The organism is Burkholderia sp. PAMC 26561, from assembly GCF_001557535.2.
Classification (GTDB): Bacteria; Pseudomonadota; Gammaproteobacteria; order Burkholderiales; family Burkholderiaceae; genus Caballeronia.
This window is the reverse complement of record NZ_CP014308.1, coordinates 713,221-735,848: the sequence shown is the minus strand read 5'-3', so window position 1 is coordinate 735,848 and position 22,628 is coordinate 713,221. Positions and strand designations below refer to the sequence as shown.

20 protein-coding genes and 5 pseudogenes are annotated in these 22,628 nt (G+C 57.0%); 9 read left to right on the top strand and 16 right to left on the bottom strand.

The genetic code is table 11. From position 1 onward, the window contains the following. Positions 1 to 185: 185 nt before the first annotated feature. The 3 genes and pseudogenes from AXG89_RS26360 to AXG89_RS26350 form a co-directional block, all read right to left on the bottom strand. Entirely contained in the window at positions 186 to 326 is a 141-nt protein-coding gene (locus AXG89_RS26360) for a hypothetical protein (protein WP_205583097.1), read from the bottom strand. 19 nt (positions 327 to 345) lie between these two features. Then, positions 346 to 492: pseudogene (locus tag AXG89_RS43385) on the bottom strand (transposase DNA-binding-containing protein); the annotation flags it as partial. Positions 493 to 729: 237 nt separating this feature from the next. Continuing rightward, the gene (locus AXG89_RS26350) at positions 730 to 1,737 is read right to left on the bottom strand and encodes an aldo/keto reductase (protein ID WP_236873518.1); all 1,008 of its coding nucleotides are present in this window, start codon (positions 1,735 to 1,737) and stop codon (positions 730 to 732) included. Positions 1,738 to 1,888: 151 nt separating this feature from the next. On the opposite strand from AXG89_RS26350, the gene AXG89_RS26345 reads away from it, so the two are divergent. Next, positions 1,889 to 2,515 (top strand): TetR/AcrR family transcriptional regulator, encoded by a 627-nt coding sequence (locus AXG89_RS26345; RefSeq protein WP_062173938.1) that lies wholly within the window; start codon positions 1,889 to 1,891, stop codon positions 2,513 to 2,515. Positions 2,516 to 2,818: 303 nt separating this feature from the next. On the opposite strand, the gene AXG89_RS42375 is transcribed toward AXG89_RS26345, so the two are convergent. After that, entirely contained in the window at positions 2,819 to 3,034 is a 216-nt protein-coding gene (locus tag AXG89_RS42375; protein WP_162916145.1) for a hypothetical protein, read from the bottom strand. A 458-nt stretch (positions 3,035 to 3,492) separates the two neighbouring features. After that, entirely contained in the window at positions 3,493 to 3,822 is a 330-nt protein-coding gene (locus AXG89_RS26335) for a Type 1 glutamine amidotransferase-like domain-containing protein (RefSeq protein WP_062173934.1), read from the bottom strand. 235 nt (positions 3,823 to 4,057) lie between these two features. On the opposite strand from AXG89_RS26335, the gene AXG89_RS42370 reads away from it, so the two are divergent. Next, entirely contained in the window at positions 4,058 to 4,234 is a 177-nt protein-coding gene (locus tag AXG89_RS42370) for a hypothetical protein (RefSeq protein WP_162916144.1), read from the top strand. 180 nt (positions 4,235 to 4,414) lie between these two features. Here the strand turns inward: AXG89_RS42370 and AXG89_RS26330 are convergent, their stop codons facing one another. Then, complete coding sequence (locus tag AXG89_RS26330; RefSeq protein ID WP_162916143.1) at positions 4,415 to 6,334, bottom strand: putative bifunctional diguanylate cyclase/phosphodiesterase; 1,920 nt, start codon at positions 6,332 to 6,334, stop codon at positions 4,415 to 4,417. A gap of 360 nt (positions 6,335 to 6,694) precedes the next feature. Here AXG89_RS26330 and AXG89_RS44275 point away from each other — a divergent pair, with 360 nt between their 5' ends. Next, positions 6,695 to 8,362 carry a methyl-accepting chemotaxis protein gene (locus tag AXG89_RS44275; RefSeq protein WP_069638448.1) on the top strand — a complete coding sequence of 556 codons (1,668 nt, stop codon included), beginning with the start codon at positions 6,695 to 6,697 and terminating at the stop codon, positions 8,360 to 8,362. Positions 8,363 to 8,556: 194 nt separating this feature from the next. Next, positions 8,557 to 8,853 (top strand): annotated as a pseudogene (locus AXG89_RS26320) (transposase); the annotation flags it as partial. 211 nt (positions 8,854 to 9,064) lie between these two features. Here AXG89_RS26320 and ltrA read toward each other — a convergent pair. Both ltrA and AXG89_RS26310 read right to left on the bottom strand, forming a co-directional pair. Then, positions 9,065 to 10,830, bottom strand: a pseudogene (gene ltrA, locus AXG89_RS26315) (group II intron reverse transcriptase/maturase). Positions 10,831 to 10,968: 138 nt separating this feature from the next. After that, positions 10,969 to 12,096, bottom strand: coding sequence for a J domain-containing protein (locus AXG89_RS26310; protein WP_062173928.1), 1,128 nt, complete (start codon positions 12,094 to 12,096; stop codon positions 10,969 to 10,971). 415 nt (positions 12,097 to 12,511) lie between these two features. Here AXG89_RS26310 and AXG89_RS26305 point away from each other — a divergent pair, with 415 nt between their 5' ends. Beyond that, entirely contained in the window at positions 12,512 to 12,874 is a 363-nt protein-coding gene (locus tag AXG89_RS26305) for a response regulator (protein WP_062173926.1), read from the top strand. Positions 12,875 to 13,253: 379 nt separating this feature from the next. Here the strand turns inward: AXG89_RS26305 and AXG89_RS44860 are convergent, their stop codons facing one another. From AXG89_RS44860 to AXG89_RS26275, 5 genes are all read right to left on the bottom strand, one after another. Beyond that, entirely contained in the window at positions 13,254 to 13,595 is a 342-nt protein-coding gene (locus tag AXG89_RS44860; protein ID WP_442861762.1) for a DUF1330 domain-containing protein, read from the bottom strand. 369 nt (positions 13,596 to 13,964) lie between these two features. After that, positions 13,965 to 14,969 (bottom strand): hypothetical protein, encoded by a 1,005-nt coding sequence (locus AXG89_RS26290; RefSeq protein WP_062173924.1) that lies wholly within the window; start codon positions 14,967 to 14,969, stop codon positions 13,965 to 13,967. Between the two features lie 89 nt (positions 14,970 to 15,058). Beyond that, on the bottom strand, positions 15,059 to 15,652 hold the full coding sequence (locus tag AXG89_RS26285; protein ID WP_062173922.1) for a carboxymuconolactone decarboxylase family protein: 594 nt from the start codon (positions 15,650 to 15,652) through the stop codon (positions 15,059 to 15,061). A gap of 10 nt (positions 15,653 to 15,662) precedes the next feature. Continuing rightward, the gene (locus AXG89_RS26280; protein WP_062173920.1) at positions 15,663 to 16,232 is read right to left on the bottom strand and encodes a carboxymuconolactone decarboxylase family protein; all 570 of its coding nucleotides are present in this window, start codon (positions 16,230 to 16,232) and stop codon (positions 15,663 to 15,665) included. Continuing rightward, on the bottom strand, positions 16,216 to 16,674 hold the full coding sequence (locus AXG89_RS26275; protein ID WP_162916142.1) for a hypothetical protein: 459 nt from the start codon (positions 16,672 to 16,674) through the stop codon (positions 16,216 to 16,218). The genes AXG89_RS26280 and AXG89_RS26275 overlap by 17 nt, the downstream gene beginning before the upstream one ends. Before the next feature lie 219 nt (positions 16,675 to 16,893). On the opposite strand from AXG89_RS26275, the gene AXG89_RS26270 reads away from it, so the two are divergent. Further along, entirely contained in the window at positions 16,894 to 17,193 is a 300-nt protein-coding gene (locus AXG89_RS26270; RefSeq protein WP_162916141.1) for a hypothetical protein, read from the top strand. 184 nt (positions 17,194 to 17,377) lie between these two features. Continuing rightward, positions 17,378 to 18,177, top strand: a pseudogene (locus AXG89_RS26265) (tyrosine-type recombinase/integrase). Between the two features lie 193 nt (positions 18,178 to 18,370). Here AXG89_RS26265 and AXG89_RS26260 read toward each other — a convergent pair. Then, entirely contained in the window at positions 18,371 to 19,306 is a 936-nt protein-coding gene (locus tag AXG89_RS26260) for an AraC family transcriptional regulator (RefSeq protein ID WP_062173915.1), read from the bottom strand. A 95-nt stretch (positions 19,307 to 19,401) separates the two neighbouring features. Between AXG89_RS26260 and AXG89_RS26255 the strand changes: the two genes are divergently transcribed. Together AXG89_RS26255 and AXG89_RS26250 are read left to right on the top strand one after the other, a co-directional pair. Beyond that, positions 19,402 to 20,280 carry an NmrA family NAD(P)-binding protein gene (locus AXG89_RS26255; protein ID WP_062173912.1) on the top strand — a complete coding sequence of 293 codons (879 nt, stop codon included), beginning with the start codon at positions 19,402 to 19,404 and terminating at the stop codon, positions 20,278 to 20,280. 228 nt (positions 20,281 to 20,508) lie between these two features. Then, positions 20,509 to 21,024: pseudogene (locus tag AXG89_RS26250) on the top strand (SDR family NAD(P)-dependent oxidoreductase); the annotation flags it as partial. Positions 21,025 to 21,367: 343 nt separating this feature from the next. Here the strand turns inward: AXG89_RS26250 and AXG89_RS26245 are convergent. After that, positions 21,368 to 21,589 carry a hypothetical protein gene (locus tag AXG89_RS26245; RefSeq protein WP_062173908.1) on the bottom strand — a complete coding sequence of 74 codons (222 nt, stop codon included), beginning with the start codon at positions 21,587 to 21,589 and terminating at the stop codon, positions 21,368 to 21,370. 34 nt (positions 21,590 to 21,623) lie between these two features. Beyond that, complete coding sequence (locus AXG89_RS26240; protein ID WP_062173906.1) at positions 21,624 to 22,574, bottom strand: LysR family transcriptional regulator; 951 nt, start codon at positions 22,572 to 22,574, stop codon at positions 21,624 to 21,626. Between the last annotated feature and the right edge of the window lie 54 nt (positions 22,575 to 22,628).

The window sequence follows — 22,628 nt, the reverse complement described above, 5'->3', positions numbered from 1 at the left end:
CGACAGCCTGTATGCGTGCCAGCCTGGAGCATACCGCACCGGGCTGGCACCTTGGGGGCGAAGCAGTGCGGGTACACAGCGATAGCGCCCGCTTCCCTCGTTGAAGTTACCAATAGCGCTTAGCCGCAGTGTCCCAAATAGTATTGAGCCGCAGCATCCAGCAAGCGCTGCCGCTCGGCGCGCACTTAGATCGATGTGGTCTGTCGCGACGCGAGATCGAGGATGCGCTGCACCACGTCGATGGGCATGTCGAGCGCCACGGCGGGAGTGCCGAATGTGTGCCGTGGTACGGTCCGGTGCGACTGCTTCATGTCGCGTAAGTCCATGGCTCATTGCCAAGAAGGAATAGGCCGCGATTGTCTCGGCCCCGCCTTCGGACGCGCCCAAAATGCTGGCCGTGGGCCGGCTTGCGAACCGTTTGACCAGTTCCTTCGCGCGCCGGTCCTGCCGTGGATCACCCAAATCCGGCGTCTCAAATCCTCGTCCACCCATGCGCTGCGTCGTCTCGGGTCTTCATGCCGAAAATCCGAGAGCAACCGCAAAATCCGCATTGTCAACAACCCCCTTGTGGATACTTTCCTACTCCAACAACGGTTCCGCAAGCGTCGAGTTGTGCAAACGCAGGACGCTGTTGGCGCAGACCCGCAAGCAGCAACCGCTATGGGGCGCTCGCCGATTTCCCGTTTTACGCCGCACTAGTTACTCTACCAATCGGCGTCGCCAATCGCGTTATTCCATCCATCCTGCGACGGTGTTCCCGCCAAAGACCATGCTACGGATCATCGGAGTCGTCAGCCCTGCGCTGAAGCCCATCACTGGAGCACTCACCTCGTTCAAGCGCTTCATCTGAGACTCGCTCAAGACGATCTCCGTTGCGGCAATATTGCTCGCGAGCTGCGTGAGCTTGCTCGCCCCAACGATGGTGGACGTTACACCGGGGCGCGCCATCACCCAGCTCAGCGCGACCTGCGCCAGAGGACAACTATGCTCAGCGGCAACCGACTTCAGAACGTCAAGGATCTCCCAATTGCGATCGACGAACTTACTGTCGCCGAACGGGTTCGGGCCGCTCGGTCGACCCTTGTCCTTGGTATTCTCGCGGCTGTATTTTCCGCTTAGGAAGCCACCTGCCAGCGGACTCCACGGCATCACACCCATCCCGGCCTCCCGCGCGACGGGAATATGCTCGCCTTCGATGTCGCGGGCGACAAGCGAATACTCCACCTGAACTGCAATCGGGCCCGGAATGCGCCGCTCCGAAGCGATGGTCGCAGCCTTCATGGCCAGCCACGCTGGCATATCAGAAAAGGCATAGTAGCGAATTTTTCCAGCGCGCACCAAGTCGCCCAACGTCTGCACGATCTCTTCAACTGGGGTCACCCCGTCCCAGATGTGCATCCAGTAAAGGTCGATGTAGTCCGTCCCAAGACGCTTAAGCGACCCATCAATTGCACGGTAGATATTCTTTGCACCCGCACCTCCCGCATTGGGATTGCCGGCGCCGCCCTGGCTCGCCACGAGAGGGCTCGCGGATCCATTGAAAGCAAACTTCGTGGCGAGCACGATTTCATCGCGCGACCCCGTTTCCTTGATAAATTGACCCACCAGCCGCTCGCTTTCGCCGCCCGAATAAATATCAGACGTGTCGACGAAGTTGCCGCCTGCCTCGCGGTAGGCGTTGAACATCGCGCGCGAAATGGCCTCGTTAGCGCCCCATTGGCCGGGGCCAAATGTCATTGTGCCAAGAGTAAGGGGGCTGACGACCAGCCCGACCGGCCGAGTGTCTTATATGTGTTCAATGCCATGGAATTACCTAGTTTCATAGTGATTGTTACGGATAACAATAGGCCACTTACGCTCCGACGTCTAGCATTACATAGTGATCGTTATGGAAGATGCAACTTCCCCAGTTCGTCCCCTGAAGGTAGGCCGGCCGTTATCGTTCAATCGGGATACAGCTTTGCGGCAGGCCATGCTGACGTTCTGGCGCCACGGCTATGAAACGACCTCGATTGCGGACTTGACGGCCGCCATGGGCGTGAGCGCGCCGAGCATTTACACCGCCTTCGGCGACAAGAAGCAGTTATTCCTTGAAGCTGTACGTGCTTATGCCGGTGATCAGACGGTTATGGCGCGAGCGATCTACGACGCGCCTACTTCGCTTGAGGCAGCGCGCGAGTTAATAAGCAACGCCGTGACTGTTTATACGGGTGAGACGACCCCCAAGGGTTGCCTACTTGCCAGTGCGACCGCGAGTGGATCAGCGGCATCCGCCGACGTTCAACGGGTCGTTGCCGACGTACGGCGCGGTGTGCAACGCAGCCTTCAGGAAAGGATTGAACGCGACGTTGCTGAAGGGATGCTTCCGCCCACGACAGACGCGGTCGGGCTGTCCGGGATGGCCCTCGCTCTCATGCAAGGCATGTCCGTTCTCGCGCGTGACGGTGCGCCTCGCGCTTCGTTGCTGGCAATCGCCAAGACTGCTCTTCGGGCTTGGCCGCCTCAGATTGGATGAAGCAACGCGTACGATCTTGACCGAAACCCGGAACGACCGCTATTCGCTCCATCTTATTGCGCGCGGTGCCCTTGGATCGCTGCTTACGAAAACGGCGACGCTTGCGAATAAGCATCCTCTGTCGCTGATACTTTATCAGGTGCTATCGGTTGCCATGAGCGCGCTGATCGCGCTAAGTTATCCGACTGTGCTTAATCGCACTCTTAAACGGCAGTCACAGCGTGCGTCGGAGGACGCTCCGGACGAACGCCGTCGGGCCAAGATCCGAAACGCGTCAGATTCCTCCAGGTCTGGTGTGCGCGATCAGTCCAGGATCGAACCGTATCGGTCGACGATTCGAGCAAGCCGTTGGCGCAAGCGCGTGAGCATAGACACGCGGTCAGCGCTCTCTCGCAAGTTGTTCAGTCCGGCTTCGATATGTGCGATGCGGTAGACCAGTTCCGCTTCTGCCTCACGCACTTTTACAGCCCAGCGGCGAGCGCTTCGGGGCGCCCTGCGCTGGTTTTTAGGTCGATTCATTTTTGCACCGGGGACACGCCCGCTAGATAGCTCGATATGCCAGCACTGTCATCAATCGACGGACTTAAAGTTGCCATGCTCGGCGTCGAGCTTGTAACATTTATCACATCATTTTTTGCCTATGCTTTGAATAGCAAATGATAACCGGCCAGCAGCCGTAACACTGCCGTCGAAGGACACTCGCGGCACCACAAGTTGGAAGGAAATAACCATCTGCCGTGCGCTGCAAGGGCAAGTGGCCGACAACCGTCGACCCACAACCGCATTGTATTTTGGGTGTCCTCTAAACGCACGTCGTAATGCACGGCGCAGGAACCTTCCAAAAAGCTAAGGAAGCGATGAAGCGGTATTGTCGTCGCAATGATTGGTGGCGGTACGTTGTTTTCAACCAGCAGGCTGCTCCAGCGCTCATCCCGACAGCAGTACTCCATGATTCCAAGCTTCCTTCAGCGCAGCAGTTAACCCCATTCCGTCCACAAGGCCATCGCGCATCTGGCGTTACCACCACTCATAAAAATCGCGTCCTGCTTGATCAGATGTGCAACCGCGACATCCGGGTTCACCGTATTAATCGTCGCTTGGCAGAAGAAGGCAACGTCTGATGTCTCGAAACCGATACGTCCGCAAGTTTCCTCGAAGTGTTGAATGAGTAAGGGTAAGTCACCGGCCGGCGTCGACGGGAGACAGGTCCTCGGTTTTTGTTTGCCCGTAAACTTTCGAATGTACGCAGCAGCAATCGCTTTCGGATCGCCGATACTGAAGCCCCCGATTGCAAGAATTCGTTGCATGAAACGCTCTTCGGTTCAGCATGGTTAGTTAAATCACCTGTTGAGCTGGGTGTTCCACATTTAAGAAGCAGAGTATCGCTGCGGTAATTGCCGGTAGCAAGATGACGTGTCGATAACGGCATGTCAAAGCGGGCGCCTCTATCGAATTGCATGATCAAGCGGGTGTTGCGAACGTCTCAGAGATGCTCGAAGCGGATCTTTTACCGAGGCGCTTGCGGCACGCGCCAAAACTGTAATGATCGTCGACGAAGTCGCGGCTATTTCCGCTCGCTCGCAAGGGATGAACGTCGTCCCGCTCGCGCCCGAAATTGCAATTCCGGTGGTCGCAAGCGTAGCGATCAATGGCGAGCGGTCCGCGTTGATCGAGCAGTTCATTCAAACGTGCAGGAAGAGATTTCGCGTGCTCAAATGAACTTGCAGAATCTCTTCCGTTCCAGCTTAATGTGCCTGAAAACATGCCCATTCAAATCTTAAATCCTTCACGCGCCACGCGTGCTACGCCACGTCCCATCGACGTTCCTCTACCAGACAATAAAATTCGGGCTTTGCTGTAACGCTTTTAATACGCTCGTCCGACGAAAGCTTCAGACCGTCACCCCGTAAGCGCAAGGCAAACGGGCGCGCCCAAGTTGAGACCTCGCCCAAGTTCCCATTGGTTCCGCAACAGAATGTCGATGGCGGTCGCATCGACGGGTCTTGAAAACCAGTAGCCCTGCAATTCGTCACAGCCGAAGCGCAACAATGCGTCGCGCTGCTCAGTGGTCTCGACGCCCTCGGCGATGACTTGGAGATCGAGTTTATGAGCCATTGCGACAATTGCCTCGACGATGGCGTTGCTGCTCGCTTGCGAAGTGAGCTCACTGACAAATACGCGATCCAGCTTGATGCGACGCACGGGGAATCGGCGCAAGTAGGCGAGGTTAGAGTAACCTGTGCCGAAGTCGTCGATTGCAATGCTGATACCTCGGGCCTTGAAGTTATCCAAAATGCGTATGCTTTCTTCCGGGTCCTTCATCGAAAGACTCTCAGTGATTTCCAGTTCTAACTGCTCGGGGGCGAGCCCATGCTCGACGAGAGCCCGAGCGACGACTGACTCCAACGCCGGGTCGTGGAACTGGCGTGCCGAGACGTTTATAGACATGCGCAAAGCTGGCAATCCGCTGCTCTGCCACGCCGCAGCTTGGGCGCAAGCCGTGCGCAGCACCCATTCCCCAAGCGGCTCAATTAACCCCGACTCTTCGGCGAACCCAATGAAGCGCGTTGGAGGCAATAATCCCCGAACCGGATGCTGCCAGCGCACTAAAGCCTCAACGCCAACGATGCGCCCGCTTTTGATTTCGATCTGCGGCTGGTAGTGCAAGAGGAATTCGCCGCGTTGCAGCCCGCGCTTCATCTGAGCCTCGAGGTCCAATCGTTCGCCCGCGTGAGCGCTCAGTGCAGGCGTATAACGCAGGACGCGATTTCCACCGCCTTCTTTGGCGCCGTACATTGCAGCGTCGGCATGCTTGAGTAATGTAGTCGCGTCCTCACCGTCCTGCGGATAGACGCTGTAGCCGAGGCTACATGTGACTGACACCTCGCGGTCGGCAATGAGCACCGGCTTGGCTACCACCCGGGAGAGCCGGCTCGTCAAACGAGTCAGTTCGTCGGTAGTGATGGGATTAGTCAGTAACAAGACGAATTCGTCCCCACCAAGGCGGGCGAATGTATCGCTCGCACGCATTAAGCGGCCGATCCGGCGCGTGACCGCGCGCAGCAGTTCGTCGCCTGCAGCGTGACCAAGGCTGTCGTTGACGAGCTTAAAGCGATCAAGATCGAGGAAAAGCAGCGTGAGCGAGTGCTCGCGGCGTCGGGCGAAATCGATCGCCAGGTCGATCCGGTCCATTAGAAGCGCCCGGTTTGGCAGACCGGTGAGCGTGTCGTGCATCGCCCGGTGGCGCAGCTCCTGTTCGAAGCGTTGACGCTCCTGCACTTCAAGATCCAGCCGTGCGACGGTGGCCTGCAGCCGGACGGCCGCCTCCGCTGCCTGCGCATGTGCAGCCTGCAGCGCCAGTCCCGCTGCCTTCTGAGAAGTGACTTCGTAGTTAATGCCCACTAAACCGATAATGCGTCCGTTGGCGTCCCGCACCGCTACCTTGGTCGTAATCAACCAGGCTTCATCTTCGAGCAGCCGATATTTGGCATGCTCTTCGTGATTGAGGAGCGAGCGTCCGTGCGTTAAGACCTCCTGTTCCTGGCGGTAATATCCGCTCGCGAGTTCGAGCGGATAAAAATCGAAATCGGTTTTTCCCAGCAACTCAGCGGGCTCGGACACCCCCATGCCTCGAGCCACCGCCCTGTTGGCGAAGATGAACCGCCCCCGCATATCTTTCGCATAGATACGGTGCGGTACGTTTTCGGCAAGCGCACGTAATAGGGTATGTTCAAAAGCGTCGAAAGTATCGGCCGCGGGGTCGCTAATCACCCATTTGCCTGATTTGATCCGGGGAGTGCGACGAGACGATCCAGTCATGGCAACTCCACGCCTGACCACGAATTTTCTAGGTCGACCAGACGTCCAGCCAACAGCGAAGAAGCAAAATGAGCAATCATTGTTCGGGTTCCAAACGCCGGCTCGGCGAAACGCGTGCGCCGGAGGCGCCATCAATGCTTTCAACGGCATATCGCAACCCTACAGCACCCGAACAAACCCTAGTGGCGAATGAGTGTACACGGTCGGGGATTACGGACTTATACGCTCCCATACGACATGTGGAAGTACAATTTATCTCCAGCTACACCGCTCGCCTGCAGAAAAGCCTTCAGTATCTAAAATAATTTCCGTTAATTTGTTTGTTAGCTTGCACAAACCTTAAAACTGCGGGAAGAAACTGTGCCGACTTTTAATGAGACGAAGGTATTTACCAAGCTTGTCGGCGGATTTTCCGTCGTAATTGCCCTGCTCCTTGGGCTGGGCATTTTTAGCCTTTTCGAAATAGCCGGCGAGAACGACCACGTCGTTTTACTGAGCGAAAATTCCTTGCCGGCGGTTAGGTACAGTCTGGAAATGCGGGGCAGCCTACACGCGATTCGCCTCGGTGATTATCGGGCGGCAAACAGCCTGTCAGCTGTCGATATTGATACGGCAAGCCAGCAGGTCGATCAAGCTATCGCCGGGTTTCGTCACGCGGCTGGTCAGTATGAGCCGCTGATAAATGACCCTGAAGAAAAGAAACAGTACGGGGAATTGCAAGCTGCCATGGGCCAATATCTGGATGCCGACCACAGTATTCGCACATTGGCTAAGGACGGCAAGCATAATGACGCAATTGCATTGCTGGAAGGAAAATCGGTTGAATCTTTAAATGTCGCCGAAAAGTCTCTTAGAGCCATCGTCGATATGAATGTTGCCGAGGCTAACAAGGAAGGCCTTGACTCGCGCAACGCGTTTTCGCGCGCGGTCGCGCTCGTCATTGGCGGGACAGTCGCGGCCACGCTTATTGGCTTGACGCTGGCGCTGCTGATCGCGCGTGGGCTGACGCGGCAACTTGGTGGAGAACCTGGCGATGCGGCCGCAATGGCCCGCGAGATCGCGGCAGGCAACCTGCTTGCGCCGATCACGTTAAGGGCCGGCGATGACCGCAGCCTCCTATTTTCGCTCGCCGCGATGAAGGAACAGTTGACCACGATCGTGCGCGGCATTAAGACTTCGAGCGAATCGATCTCGGTGGCCGCCTCGGAAATCGCGCAGGGCAACACGGATCTATCACAGCGCACGGAAGAACAAGCGGCATCTCTGGAAGAAACGGCGGCGAGCATGGAAGAACTCACGACCACGGTTCGCCATAACGCGGACAACGCGAAACAGGCCGCCGCGCTCGCTGGTTCCGCGTCGCTTACGGCGCAGCGAGGCGGCGAGGTGGTCGCACGCGTGGTCGACACAATGCAAGGTATCTCCGATAGCTCCAGCAAGGTCGCCGACATCATCGGCGTGATTGAGGGCATCGCGTTCCAAACCAATATTCTTGCACTTAATGCGGCGGTCGAAGCTGCACGGGCCGGTGAGCAGGGGCGTGGCTTTGCGGTCGTCGCAAGTGAAGTGCGCACACTCGCGCAACGCAGTGCGGCGGCGGCCAAAGAGATCGGTGCACTCATAGGCGAGTCGGTGCAACGTGTGGATGCTGGCTCGAAACTGGTTTCGGAAGCGGGCACGACGATCGCAGAGATCGTCACATCGGTACAAAAGGTTACGGACATCGTAGGCGAAATTTCGTCTGCGTCGGCTGAGCAGAGCGTGGGAATCGAACAGGTTAACCAGGCGGTCAGCCAGATGGACGAAGTCACGCAGCAAAATGCTGCGCTCGTGGAGCAGGCATCGGCCGCTGCCCAATCCATGGCGGATCAGTCGAATTCGCTGCGCCAAGCGGTGTCGATATTCAACGTGGATGAAAGCGGAATGCCAGCTGCCCGCGTTCCTGCGGGGCATTTATCCAGGATACCTAAAGCGAAGCCAATTGGCATCATGCAAATCAAAACTGCCGTGGACAAGGGGTTTATTTAAAACGACTTTTGCTGACCCCTAATAACTGGTCATGAAACTCTGCAGGCAGTTCATGTAGAAGATTCATCGAGTTGCCATCGCAGCCTACACACTCTGCGAGGCGGCAAAAAAGAGAAAGAGGTGTCCGAATGGGACGAATCCAGTTTTTGGTCGCTAATCTCGGTTCACAGCGAAAATCCCACGAGAATGAAGTATTGGATATGCCGATCATCGACGACGAATTGTGGGAACGACTTGAATTACTCCTGCTGCAATCGAAGGCGCCAGGCGCGAAGAAACCAAGACGCAAGCCGGTATCAGATCGGGCTGCGCTGAGCGGCATAGTCGTTGTGCTACGCACAGGTCTGCGTTGGTGCGATCTGCCTTCCGATCTGGGATATGGCTCCGGCGTGACCTGTTGGCGCCGCTTGCGCGACTGGCAAGCAACAGGCTTGTGGGATCGATTGCACGAACTGTTACTCGCCGAGTTACGCACAACGGGGCAAGTCGATTAGGCACACATGGCGCAGGACCGAGGTAGCCGAGGCACGCGTCGATCGGCTGATGAACCTGCCATCGTCCGAGTCTCGCGCTAGTGCTGCCTGCAGAGCCGACCGCGTATCGGCGCGAGTAGAGGTGGACGTCGTTCGCGCAATCTCTTGGCGGGTCGCGGTAGGGACGGTGGTTACCCAGCGCCCCCCGCACAGATCCGTACGTGCAGAACTACTGCATGCGGCTCCTACCAAAGGTGTTGACGTAAAACCGCTCCGACGGATGCGGGTGGAGTACCTTGCAAGGAGGCAGGTATTTGCTGACCACACGACTGAACCGTGACCAAGGCAGCCGATGCCGCTGACTTCTTCGCATCAGTGCGTGACGCCAAGAGCGGCGCACTGCGTAAAGGAAGCCCGATAAGCGGCGAAGGTTGCCCGGCACTGCATGATAGTTAAAATACCCTTGAATCACCCGCCTCAGCCATCTACCTACCACAGGTACCGGTTCATGGCGACGCCGCATCAGCGTTTGCCGAATGCGCGCCAGTGATGCAAGCATCCGCTTCTTGCTCGTCAACCGAATGATCTTGAATTGGCCATTCGACCGAGCCGTGCCACAGCAGTGCGTGAAGCCTAGGAAGTCGAATGTCTCCGGCTTTCCGGCCCCACGCTCTTGACGTTGTTGCGCGGCGAATCGCCCGAAGCGAATCAGCCGCGTTTTGTCCGGGTGCAATTCCAGTTTGAATTTGGCAAGACGTTCCCGCAGTGCTGCCAGGAATCGTTTTGCATCGCCTTCGTATTGGAAGCCCACCACACTGTCGTCGGCGTAGCGTACGAGGATGACATCGCCAGCCGCATATCGTTGGCGCCACTGCTGCGCCCATAAATCCAGCACATAGTGCAAGTAGATATTTGAGAGCAAAGGCGAAATCACAGAACCCTGAGGTGTCCCCCGCACAGAAGCAATGCGGCGTCCGCCCTCGAGGGTGCCTGCCTTCAGCCACTTTCGGATTATGCGAATTACTCGTCGATCAGCAATCCGATGTTCTAGAAAGCGGAGCATCCATTCGAGATCAATTTCATCAAAGAACGAACGAATGTCCGCATCTAAAATCCAGTTTACTTTCCGATCCGAAATCCCTACCGATAAGGCATCGAGCGCGTCGTGCTGACCGCGTCCCTGTCGAAACCCGTACGAGAACCCAAGGAAGTCCTGCTCATAGATTGCGCTCAGTACCGTGGCTACGGCCTGCTGCACAATCTTATCTTCCATGCTGCAATCCCCAACGCACGCAACTTGCCGTCCGCTTTCGGAATGCAAACCCGTCTGGACGCTTGTGCACGGTAGGCACCCGAATGAATCTCCCGGTGCAGTTCGTGTACGCGCCCATAAAGATGGCCCTCGTAGTCGTGCCACGTTACTCCGTCCACGCCTGCCGCAGCCTGCTTGCGAAGAGCATAAAAGCTTTCCACCAACAGTGACGGCGTAACGTGGTGCAGTAGTGCCGTGAAACGCGACTTCCGATTCCGTCGAGCTGCTTCACGTACGCCTTCGAGTCCCGTCGACGCGGTTATATCCCGGCTCTGAGTCCGGGGCGCGGGGTCCTCGTCAGCGTTCCCTTTGGTTACACCCCTTCCCTCCATCACCTCCGCCGGGTCATCCCCTTTGTTCGGCAACTTCCTCGGTAGTATGGGCGTATCCGACTTCTCACCGGCGTCAATGGCTGGATTACGGTCATGGACCTTCCCAGCCCTGTCCGGCCATACTACGCCGGACACCGATGAGATCTCGCTGCTTCCGTATGAAAGACTTCCCGACATGCTCAGGGTCTCCGACCGCGCAGGATCAGCGCACGACTTGCGATTATCGTCATGCTCCGTGTTGCCTTCCGCTTCGCTTAACAGCGTCGGCATCCCAGAAGAAATATTTCGCGGCTGAATGGCTGGCCTGTCGGTTTCCCCTGTCAACGCTTCGACATGTACCTCGCGATGCATGCCGCATGACTCGGGGCCAGAGTGATTCGCCACTTCTTCTCCGTATTGAACTTACTCAACTATCTTTCATCGGCTTTGCAGCCGCACTAAGCGGTGTTTTCTCCACACTACGAAGGAAGCGTGAGGATCAGCGGTCCGCTAAAACGGCATATCGTCGTCACGCGGCGCGGCCAATGACCGCTTCACAATCTTTAGCCATTCCTTCAGTTGCTTGATGTCTTCGAATACGAGCAGGTCATGTTCAAGGGCGTGGAGGCTCTCCTGCAGCGAGAAGATATCAGAGGCAAGATTGCGCATGATGGTGCCGGGCGACACGTCGATGAAGGGTGGAATTCCGTAGCTGTGCTTGAATCCGTTCTCGACATGCAGGATTTCGTGGTCGAGTTCACCGACCTGTTCCTTTAGTATCTTGTTGTAGTGTTTCAACCGGTCTTCGCCGATGTTGTTGATGGCGCTTTGGTCGATATGTTCCAGCTCCAACTGCAACTCAAGTAATTGCAACAGGCTGTTTTTGCTATACGCCTGATTGGCCCTTTGCATGAGAGCGGTCTTCCGCTCACGTTCCTGCGGATCAGTTTCTCGATCAGGATGAAGAGCGCTGGCTAGTTTTCGGTAGACCTCGCGAATCGATAAGCTGAGCTCTGCCTGCTCCGCTTGTTCTCGTGCCTCTGCAGCGAGTTGTTTAGGGGTCTTTTTTCGTTTTGCGCGGCGTTCTTCACGAGCTTGGTTTTCGACGGCGTCTTGTTTTCGGAGCTGCTCCATTTGCGCCTGCGCGCGCTGCAGCACATCCTCGGGCGAACTCATGTCAACGTCGTCGCCTAACTCAACGCCGAGCATGGCTTCGAGCGCCAATTTCATATCATCAAACTGGGCGGCAGCTTCACTGTCAAAGTCAGATTCGCTGTACCGGTTGTAAATTGTCTTAAGCTCCGGATCATCGCTCTCGGCAACCAACTCCCCCGCCAAGTCGCTGATCAGGTCGGCGATCGTACGTCGCTCGGATTTGGTCAGCCCCTTCATACCGTATGTTTGGTCAAGGCGATACACGAGCTTGGTTCGCAAGCTGATCGAAGTTTGCTCAAGAGGCGCGAACTCGTTTAGGTATTTCCGGTGGAAGGCAGGCATTGCAGCCTCCCAAGCACTCAGCCGGGCGCGCCGCTTTTCGATCTGCTTGATCAGCGTGTTGAATGCCTTCTGCCCCTTAGACAGATCAGACTTATTGTGGTCGGGAGCAATGCCGATGGCCCTGAGATTTGTCCTGGTCATAGGATGATTTCCGCTGGTGGATGCTAGAGAGCGAGCAGCCACTATTTTAACGGAGGTCGCTATAGCCGCGTTGGTTCCGCACGCGGCTATAGCGGAGCACGTGCACGTCACGATCAACGATCGATTCATGCCGGCAGCGCGTCGAACGCCGATCGACCCGCAGGGAGAACGGCCGTAGGAAATCACACAAAACGGTTAGTCGTTTAAGGGCTTGGTTACCTAGAGACACTCAAACGCGTGATCCATATCGGCTTGCCTCATGCGATGCGCTTGCATCCAAAGTAGACCTCGATACGTAAATATCGATGTATCGATATCTTTTCAAGATATCTGCCTGTTACCCTCACGGCAGCTGTTTGCTCGCAAGCAATGCGAGCCCGACCCGTTGTTTTTGCCAAGGACAAGTACGTCGTTTATGAGCACCATTTTAATAGTAGACGACGATCATGGGATTTTGACGGCATGGAGACGCCTTTTGCGGGCGGAAGGTTATCGAGTTGAGATAGCCGACAGCGGAGAGGCTGGCCTGATCGCCGCCGACAAGGTACGACCCGATTTGATCGTTACAGATCTGTCGATGCCCGGGATGAGCGGAGCGGAGTTTTGCCGTTTGCTTCGGCGCGACCCAAGGTTCCTCGCAATTCCGTTGATTTTGACCAGCATTGAGCATGGAAATTTCTCTAGTGCGCCTGCTTGGGATGAGGCTTGGGAAAAACCGGTTGCGATAGAGACTATGCGTGCTTCAATATCGCGACTTCTGCAGGGCATATCCAATTGACGAGCCAACGGCCGAACGTGACCAAACACGTCGGCGCAAAAGTGAAAATGTCGTCAATTTGCAAGCTACGCTGCATATAGAGAAAAGCAAGGCGTGCATAAAATCAGCTTTATGCTGTCTTGATCCCATCCGGCGCATGTCGGCCACGAAGAGTCATTCGAAATTTAACCCGAATTGTCTACATTGGGGTCGCCGTTGCGGCAATCGGTCTCGAACGCGTATTCCGACACTGCTGCACCCTTCGGGCCGCGACCGTTCACGTGCTGGCAGATAAAAATTCGGCTCGAATTTTTTCTGTTGCCAACCTTAACCTAGTCCAACAAGCAGAGCCACCATAGCCTTCGTCAACCACGAAGAGAGGGAGGTTAGCCAACGACTGTTAAGGCCAAGATTGCAACAGTCGGGTGAGCCGTCTTGGTGGGATATACCCGATTGGACTGTTGTTAGTCAAATCCCTGGTATGGCCCAAATTTCTAAATCTGCGGCCCCAACCCTTAGGCGCTTTCACAGGAACATACTGTGGGGAATTCCAAAACGCGCGTATGGCTTCGATAGACGGAAACTCAAACAGGGCAATACGCCGGCCGTCGGCTCTGCCTTCTAACTGTTCAACTTTTCCACCCCGGACAGGCTTCCCTCCGAACGCGTTTATTAATGGCATCACGGCCTGACGATATTGTCCGTATTTATTATCATCGTTGATTAAGGCCTGCACAAGCATATAAGCCGACATTAGATTTCCGATTTCGTTGAGCACGTTCCCGCACTGACCGGCGGTATCAGCGATTTGCACTGTCACCGTATCACGTCGCCTTCTGCACTAAGTATGAAAACATCCGCGATCCAGGTGATATGTCAATCCGGCGTGAAGCGATCTCATGTCGTCAATTTACGGCGCATGATTCGCTAGTCAGAACAATTATCCGAAATCGACAAGACAAGTGCGAGAAGTCCCTAATTTACATGATGCTCGGTCACGCCAATATCGCCACAACGCGAACTTACGATCGGTGCAACAGTCGTTTCCAGGAATCACCGACGTTTCGGATTATTAAATAGTTAGAGATCACATATTAGGTCTGTCAGGTCACTATGCGACCGTCCCGGGGAAAGATTTTGGTATCGGTTGAAGGTCTACCCTGAACAGCTTGGCTGGCCTCGGGACGCCATCGGGCGGGACCGATGCGGTACCGCCGTCCATGATGAAGTACGCGACGCGGCCGTAGTCACCAGGACTGCGCCTCCAGGTTCCGCTCGATGGGCCAATCAATTCTTCTGTGAATGGATCTCCGGCGACGCTCTGCGTAAAGCCGCTATTCAGGCCCGGGTCCATGGACACAACATCAATTGTGTTCTGACGGTGGGTACTGAGGTAAATGACCCCAGCCTGCTCATCGATGCAGAAGTCATCCCCCATGCGGCCGGCGACGACCAGTTCGGGCGAGCCTGCAGGTTCGAGTGTTCTAGGATCAACCTTGACCCTCATGAAAAGCTTCTTCGCCGTTGACGTGTAATAGAGGTAGTTGGTCTTTGCGGCATAATGCACCCCATTCACTCCCGGCTGCTCAGGCTTCATTTTGCCCGGAAAGTATCCCATGCTCTCGTGCTCAAGCCACACTCGAATGTCGGGAGCGCGATCGCCTGCAGCTAAGTCCAGCCTCCAAATACGGCTTGCAAAACAATCCGCGACCAGAACTATGCCGGGCGCAATCAGGCAGCAGCCATTGAGACCACGTGCGGTCTCTGGGAAGCGACACAAAAGTTTTGGCGCGACCGGCGAGCCCTTCTCCCAATGACGCAGGTCCAACTGATGCGCAAATGACTCGTGGGTGGTGTATAAGTTGCTGGTGAGCACGAGAAACACCTCAGGCTCCACTTCGACGATGCCGGTTGTAGGCTGCTCGAAAGTGTGGATGCATACAGCCTCAACCGCTTCATCGTTTTTCTGCGGCGGAACGTACCAGAGCTCTTTGTTGTTCATGGCCGTGACCAGGACCGAATTGTCCTGCCGTACGGCTAGATTTTCAAGGAAGTAGTTGGCTGGAAATTTGGCTACGGTGGTCAGGCGGGCTTGAGGCGCTAGATTGTGAGACATGATGAGTCTCCTCCGGGGGAACGATGCAAGATGAGGGCCACTGACGATCCTTTTTTTGAATCGGCCACGATGTCGAAGCCGGATCGAGTCTACTGAGGCACAGGAACCTGAAAAGCATTCAGGAGCGCCGCGATACTTTGATAGCAGCCGGCAAGGAAGATCAGGTCCACGATGCCGCGAGCACCCAAAACGGATACCGCCTTCGAATAGAGCTCCGCTGATAGTCGGTGCTCAGCCGTCAGTTGCCACGTGACGCGTTGCGCAAGCTGCTCCGTTGCGCTCAGGCCTTCGACATCAGTACCCTCCGCGAGGGCGCTGATGACCTTTTCCGAAAAGCCTGCTTCTCTTGCGACTGCGGCGTGCGCGTACCGCTCATAATCGCAATTCCAAACCGCGCCAACCGTCAGGATGACGACCTGTCGCACGCGCTCGCTGAGCGATGTATGCTCCTGCTCGGACGCTTGAAGGGCTAAAAATGAGGCTGCAATCTCTGGGCTCAGCAGAATCGTGTTGAAAGGGCCAACCAGCTTCCCGTCGTCCAGCTTCGCTTGAAAACCCGCCGCTTGCGCCCATGGAACCATCTTGCTGTTGACCGTTTCATAGACAGCCTCCTGCGCTGCTGTCAGCTCTTGCGGATCGAAAAGTGGCACCCGTCCGCCGAGGTTCTGTAATGGTTTAGACATCGTTTGCTCCTTATTGCTGCAGTCCAACCGCATCAGACGGCACATCGAACGCCATGAGGGTCAGCGAGACTGCGGTGAACCAACCCATCAGCACGGTGACATCGACGATGCCTGCGTCTCCCAGTAGCTCCTTTGCACGCTGGTACATCCCAACTGGAACAACACGGGGAGCGGCGAGTGTGGACGCGAGCTCGTAGACAATCTGCTGCCGAGGGTCGTCGAACGAGGCAGGTAGCCCGGCAATCAGGGCTTGCACCTGATGAGGCGGAAGGTGCCCCTGTTTTTCTCCAATCTTCTCGTGCTCGTAGTTGGAGTACGCTGCAAGCCATCGGCCATTGATGACGTTTGTGACGATCTCGATCTCGGCTTTCGTGAGCGTCGATGCCGTCTGGTAATAGGCGCCAGTGGGGACGATCGTCTCAGACAGTTTGGGATTGGAAAGCCAGATTTTGTGCGGCCCCGGAACCTGGCCACGGAGCTTCATGGTGAAGTCATACGCCGCTCTCATGTCCGGAGACATCTTCTCTCTCGGGATCTCTTCGTAGCGTCCGAATGTGCCGAAGCTAGGATTTTTTGGCATGCTGTTTTACCTCCCACTGTATGGTGTGCACTTCGTTTATCGGCCGATTTCGCGAATTCTCGGCCACCCGGCCTCGCATGTCGGTGAAGATGTAAATGCCTTTTGCACGGCGATAAATATGTCTGAATTTCAGGCACGCTTCCGCGATGGTCGGGTCATATACATTCGGAACAAAGCCCTTCAAATCAGGCATGAATACTCGGTAGGACAACGTCTCAATCCGATCGCTAAAGCTGCTCAAATCGACATAGCGCTCCAAGTCGAAATCTTTCTGCGCCAACTGCATGATTGCCCACTTGAATTGCCGGTCCAACGTCTCGATGACATGCAGAAGAAGACCTTCCAACTCTACAGCCTTGCGCTCTACAGCTTCAAAAAGCCGTGTCCTTGATGCGGGTCGAATCGTTGCGAAGCGCCGCGCCCGTTGGCGGGTCGTCGACATCGTGGACCATAGAATATTACTAGTGTGTATGGCGGTGAAAGCAGGTTGACGATACAGAAGAAAGGGTAGCGTAAACCGTGTTTGCAAATTGAGGCAGTCATAACTTTGAGCAGCTATTCCCAAAACTCTGTCCAACACACATTCCCAGCACCGCTTGTGCCCGCACCTATTTTTACGGGCGCGCTCCGCCATGTACGATAACGTCCTTTATCAAATATAGTGGAGCCGCCCATAACCACCCTGTCCGACGAGATGACGCGGATCCTCGAAGAAGCCGCCGAAGGGCTCAAGGCGCTCGAGGAGGAAGTGATCACTGCGGAGTTCAATCCGGACGACCCGGCGAGTGTCGAAGCGGCTATCGCCCACGTCGAAGCCGTCATCGATGCCAAGATTGCACGGTTTCGCGGCAACCGTCTCGTCGACGAAGCGGCGGACGCAATCAAGGCCGAATGCCGCGCCAACATTCTCCTGCAGGCCACCGACCGCGATACCGATCGCGGCACGCGCACGCTGCATTAACCGCGCTGGCGACTTAATCGGAAAGAGGCCCATGGCAGCTAATCCAGCGTTTCGCATCAAGCTCTTGCCCAGCGCCGGCGATGGCGATGGCGAGTTGTTTGCACCGGAGTGCCAGGCCGCGGTGCGTGCGTTCTTCCAGCAGCTGCGCGACGCCAGCGTTATCGCGCACCCGGTGGCTTTCACGATGGACTGCGCCGGCGCGAGCGGCTGCCTGGTCGGAGAGTTTGTGCAGCCGCTGCACGTGGCGGCCTGAATCGAGATGCAAACACGGACGCTGTCGGCGCCGACGGTCAAGCAGCACCTGGCCGCGATTCGTCACCTATTTGACTGGCTGGTGGTCGGCCAGGTCGTGCCGCACAATCCCGCGGCGTCAGTGCGCGGGCCGAGCCACACGACCCGCAAAGGCAAGACGCCCGTGCTGGATGCGATCGAAGCGCGACAGCTGCTCGATAGCATCGATGTCAGCACATCCATTGGGCTTAGAGATCAGGCGTTGATTGCGTTAATGGTGTTTTCGTTTGCGCACGTGGGGGCGGCACTCGCAATGCGGGTGGACGACGTGTACACGCACAACAAACGGTTATGGGTGCGCTTGCGCGAGAAAGGCGGCAAACAACACGAAATGCCCTGTCACCACATGCTGGAAACGTATCTGAATGCGTACATCAAGGGCACTGGGATTGGCGCTGAGGGTAAGGGGCCGCTGTTCGCACATTCCAGCGCGGCACCGGGCGCCTGAGCACCGCTGCCCTGCCCCAAGCCAATGCGTACACGATGGTGACGCGCCGAGCGCTTGCGGCCGGCATCGACACGAGATCGGCAACCACACGTTCCCAGCGACCGGCATCACTGCTTACCTGAAAAAGGTGGCACACTAGAGAACGCCGCAGCGATGGCGAACCATGCATCGACTCGTACCACACAGCTTTATGCCCGGCGCCGCGACGACATAGCCTCGACGAGGTGGAGCGTATTTGCGTGTGAATTGCGGAGGCTCTACTGAGTTCCCGTAACGTCGACAGATATCTTGAACGGCGTTTCGAATGTCCTTGACCAACCACTAAGTCATTCGGCTTTCTCCTCTGCGGTCATTCAACTACTGGGGCGCGCCGAGCCCGTTTAGGCAATTCGATTGCAGCACGGTTCACCGCCTCAACAACGTCAAGTGTGAGAGCGCTCAAATTTCAGTGGTAGTGAAACCATTCGTTTCGGCACGAGCGTAACGACGTGGCGAACAGCCAATGACGCGTTTGAACGCCGTGTTGAAGGCGCTCTCGGATTCATAGCCTACCGCGTTTGCGATCGTTCCAAGGGTTTCCCCGCCGCCCTCCAACCTTTCTCTGGCCAGCATCATGCGCCATTGAATTAGATAGTCGATCGGCGTTTCCCCAACCCGCTCCCGGAATCGTTGCGCGAATACTGACCGCGACAACCCGGCCCGGGCGGCCAACTCGGCGAGCGTCCAGCGATGTGCCGGGTCGAGGTGAACGGCCTCGATGGCTTTTCCAAGGTGCGGATCAGCGAGCGCGTACAGCAGGCCTACTCGATCGTCAGCCTGTCGCGACAGATGAAGCCTGAACGCCTGCAGCAGCATCAAATGCGCCAGATGCTGGGCCGCAAGCGCACCGCCTGGCCTTCCACTTTGCATCTCGGACATCATCTGCTGGATACACCAACGCATTGCTGCCCGATCCTCCGCCTGGTGCAAGTGAATGAGCGGCGGCAGCGTTCCAAGCAGCGCCCCCGCCTTGCGCGTGTCGACCTCGAAACGGGTGCCGGCAAATGCGAAATCACCACCACCTTGGTGGACAACCACTTCGCCGGGAAGTGAATTGCCGAGCAGGTCGCGCGCGACAGTCGGCTGCAGCGTAGGGTCGCTCGCGAGGGTGAAGGGTCGACCGCTAGGCAGGATGATGCAGTCGCCCGCCGTGAGCCGTACCGCCTCGTCCATGCCTTCCACCGCTAACCAGCAGGCTCCGGCCGTCGCCGCATGGCACTTGATCGTACCCGGGCGATTCCCGAACCGGATCGCCCAGACGCCACCTACATCAAGGCCCGCAGTCAGATAGCTCTTAGGTTTGAGAATTGAAAGAATTTCGGAAAGGGGGTCCACAACTCTCCCGGACGATGGCGAAGTAAATAGCGACGATCAGCTATATATCGTATGTCACCTGCGCAGGTAATCTCCCATTTTATCTGGAGCCACCAATGATCGTTGTCACTACCCCCACTGGTAATATCGGCCGTCAAGTCGTTCGGCTTCTGCTCAATGCGAACGAGCCCCTGCGCCTTATTGTGCGCGATTCAAGCAAGTTGCCGTCGGCGGTACGCGATCGCGTAGACGTCGTGCAAGGATCACATGGCGATGCCGCCGTTCTAGATCAGGCGTTCAAAGGCGCGGAAGCGGTGTTCTGGCTCTGCCCACCAACGCCGTCGGCAACACCTGCTGCCGCCACGGTGGATTTCGCCCGCCCAGCAGCGGACGCAATACGACGGCACGGCATATCGCATATCGTCGCGGTAACCACGCTCGGCCGCGACACGCCTTGGCAAGACCAAGCCGGCAATGCGACAGGCTCGATCCGGATGGTCGATCTGATGCGCCAGACCGGCGCCGCCGTGCGCGGGCTCGCATTGCCTGCGTTTATGGACAACGCGTTGCGACAAATCGATGTTATCCGTCAGGGCAAGATGCTCGGCCCGATTGATCCGAACAAGAAACTGCCGCACACCGCCACGCGCGACACCGGCGCTGCCGCCGCCGGGTTATTGATCGATCGCTCATGGTCGGGACAGGAGGACATTCCGGTGCTTGGTCCCGAAGAACTTTCTTATAGCGATCTGGCGAATATCGTCTCTGACGTGATCGGTCGGGAAGTACGCTATGAGCATCAATCCTACGAATCCTATAAGGAGGCCGCAATGGCACGCGGGCTAACCGATGCTTTTGCGCAAGGCTATGTCGACATGTTGCGTGCGAAAGAGGAAGGCATGGATAACGTGGCTTCGCGTGACACCGCCATCATTGGCCCGACCAGCTTCAGGCGGTGGGTCGAGCAGGAGCTGAAGCCCGCCATTGTCGATTGAAGATCGGCGGTACCGTCGCCTCGGCATACATCCAGCTTGGCCCGTTAGTCCGGGATCGATTCGTGAGTCAACCCGCAAGCGCGGCATCGACCGCGTCGCGTAAATCATCGAAAGAGATAGACAGAAGGAGGCTAGAGGTACACAGCCGCGCCGTCGGGAGGGGCATTGCGTGGCTTAGTGCAGGTACTTCGCTGCCGTGCCTGACCGCGTAAGCCCGTACTCAACTGAATGTTCGTCAACCGCATCGCGGGCCTCATCAAGCCTGGCGGCCGTCTCGTCACGGTCGCCTCAACTGGTCATCGCGGCGCCGATGTCGATTTCGACGATCCTAATTTCGAGCACACGCCCTACGATCCGCTGGTGGCGTATCGCCGATCCAAAACGGCGAACATCCTCTTCGCGGTCAAGTTCGACCGGCGTCACGAGCCTGCGGGCGTGGGCGCCGCAGCCGTGCACCCTGGCGCCGTGCTGACCGAGACCACCCGCAAAATGATCGAAAAGCAGCCGGCTGCCGCCTCTGCCTTCCAATGGAAAACCGTCGAACAGGGTGCGGCAACATCGGTGTGGGCAGGTTTCGTCGCGGCTGCCGACGAGGTCGGCGGCCTCTATTGCGAAGACTGTCACGTCGCTGCCGTGAACAACCGCCCCGCGGACGCCTTCGGTGTAAAGGCCTATGCTCTCGATCCCGAGCATGCAAAAGCGCTGTGGATCAAAAGCGAGGAAACGGTCGGCGAGCGATTCTGATTGCTGACCCGACGTTCGCATGCACTTCACTCCTACCTATTCGTCCTGCTCAAAACAGCCCGAACTTTAACTGTCAAATCGAGCGCTACGTTATAGCGCGCCGTTTTCATCTTGGTGCCAACCTCAAGCGCGAGTTCATGTGGAGTAGCCTCTTCGCATCACGTCCAGTTCAAAGGTTACGGGCATCCACAACGATGGCCCCATTCGCTGTCGCTTCGGTCAACATAATGCCGCCGCTTAGTATCGGATTTGCATCGCCGCAAACAACTTTCACCTCCTCCTCAAAAGCGATGGTGCGAGCGTGCTTCTCGTCATTTTTATGCGCGCGGGTGGTCGCACCACGCTACACAATCACTGACCGGCCGCCAGTCACAACGGTGGCATCGCCCGGCATCTTATCGGTGAAGGAAACGTTGAAACCGGCCGGGTCCAGTTCAGCGTCCGAGCTAATGGTGAGGAACGCCGACTGCTCATCCTCAGTTGCGCCAGGATCGCCAAGCGGCTGCCGGATGCGCGGTCGGCGAATCACCTGACTTGCAAAGAATACTGCCGCGCTCGGCTTCAATAAGATTTTGCGACCATGCCTGCGTAGCGTGACCTCAGTTGGGACGTCCGTCTGGACAGGTTTGACTATCGGAAGCGGTCCGTTCTTCCTTGACCAGTTCAATGAACGCTCGTAGCGGGGCGGACATGAATCTGCTCGAAAAATACAACTGAGGCCCTTCGAATTCGGTCCACCACCCCTGTAAGACAGGTTGCAGCTCGCCGCTTTGCAGGCATGGAGACAGCCAGTTTTCGAACGTGCCGATGATGCCTCGTCCGCCACATGCGAGTCCGATTGCCGCCGAGGCACCATCCACGCCGACGATGAGGCGTCCAGGCGGATCGACTCGTACCCTTTCGTCGCCGCGCTCAAATTGCCACTCGACGAGCGCACCACTTGAGAAACGCAGCCGTATGCACTCGTGATTTACCAAGTCGTCCGGATGTCGCGGGGCGCCGCGCGCTGCGAGATATGAGGGTGATGCGGCCCAAGCGATTCGCTGCTGACGGGGTCCGATCGACACGGCGATCGTATCCTGCGCCAAATGCTCGTCGTAACGGATCCCGGCGTCGTAACCGGCCGCGACGATATCGACGAGCCGGTCGTCCACCATGATTTCCACGCGGACCTCAGGATGTCTTTGCAGGAACCGGTCGATGATGGGCGGCAAGATGTCGACCATCACCGCGCCCGTAACGTTGATCTTCAGAAGTCCCCGTACCACGCGCTGGGAGCTTGCCGCATCGTGCAACGCTGCGCGCGTTTCTGCCAGTAGTGGCGAAATCCGGGCGGCGAGCGCGCGCCCTGTCTCTGTGGGCGTGACGCTGCGCGTGGTGCGAATCAGCAGCGGTACGCCCAACTGGATTTCCAATTGCACAATCCTTTCGCTGACTGTCGACGAGGACAGGCCGAGCCGGCGAGCCGCGGCCCTGAAGCCGCCGGCCTCCAGGACGGCCAGGAAAATCGACAGCAGATCCAGATTGGATTCGTCATGATTGTTCGGCATAGCGATCAGTCTATTCGGTTCCGGCCCAGTTATCACAACGCAGCGAACAGGCCT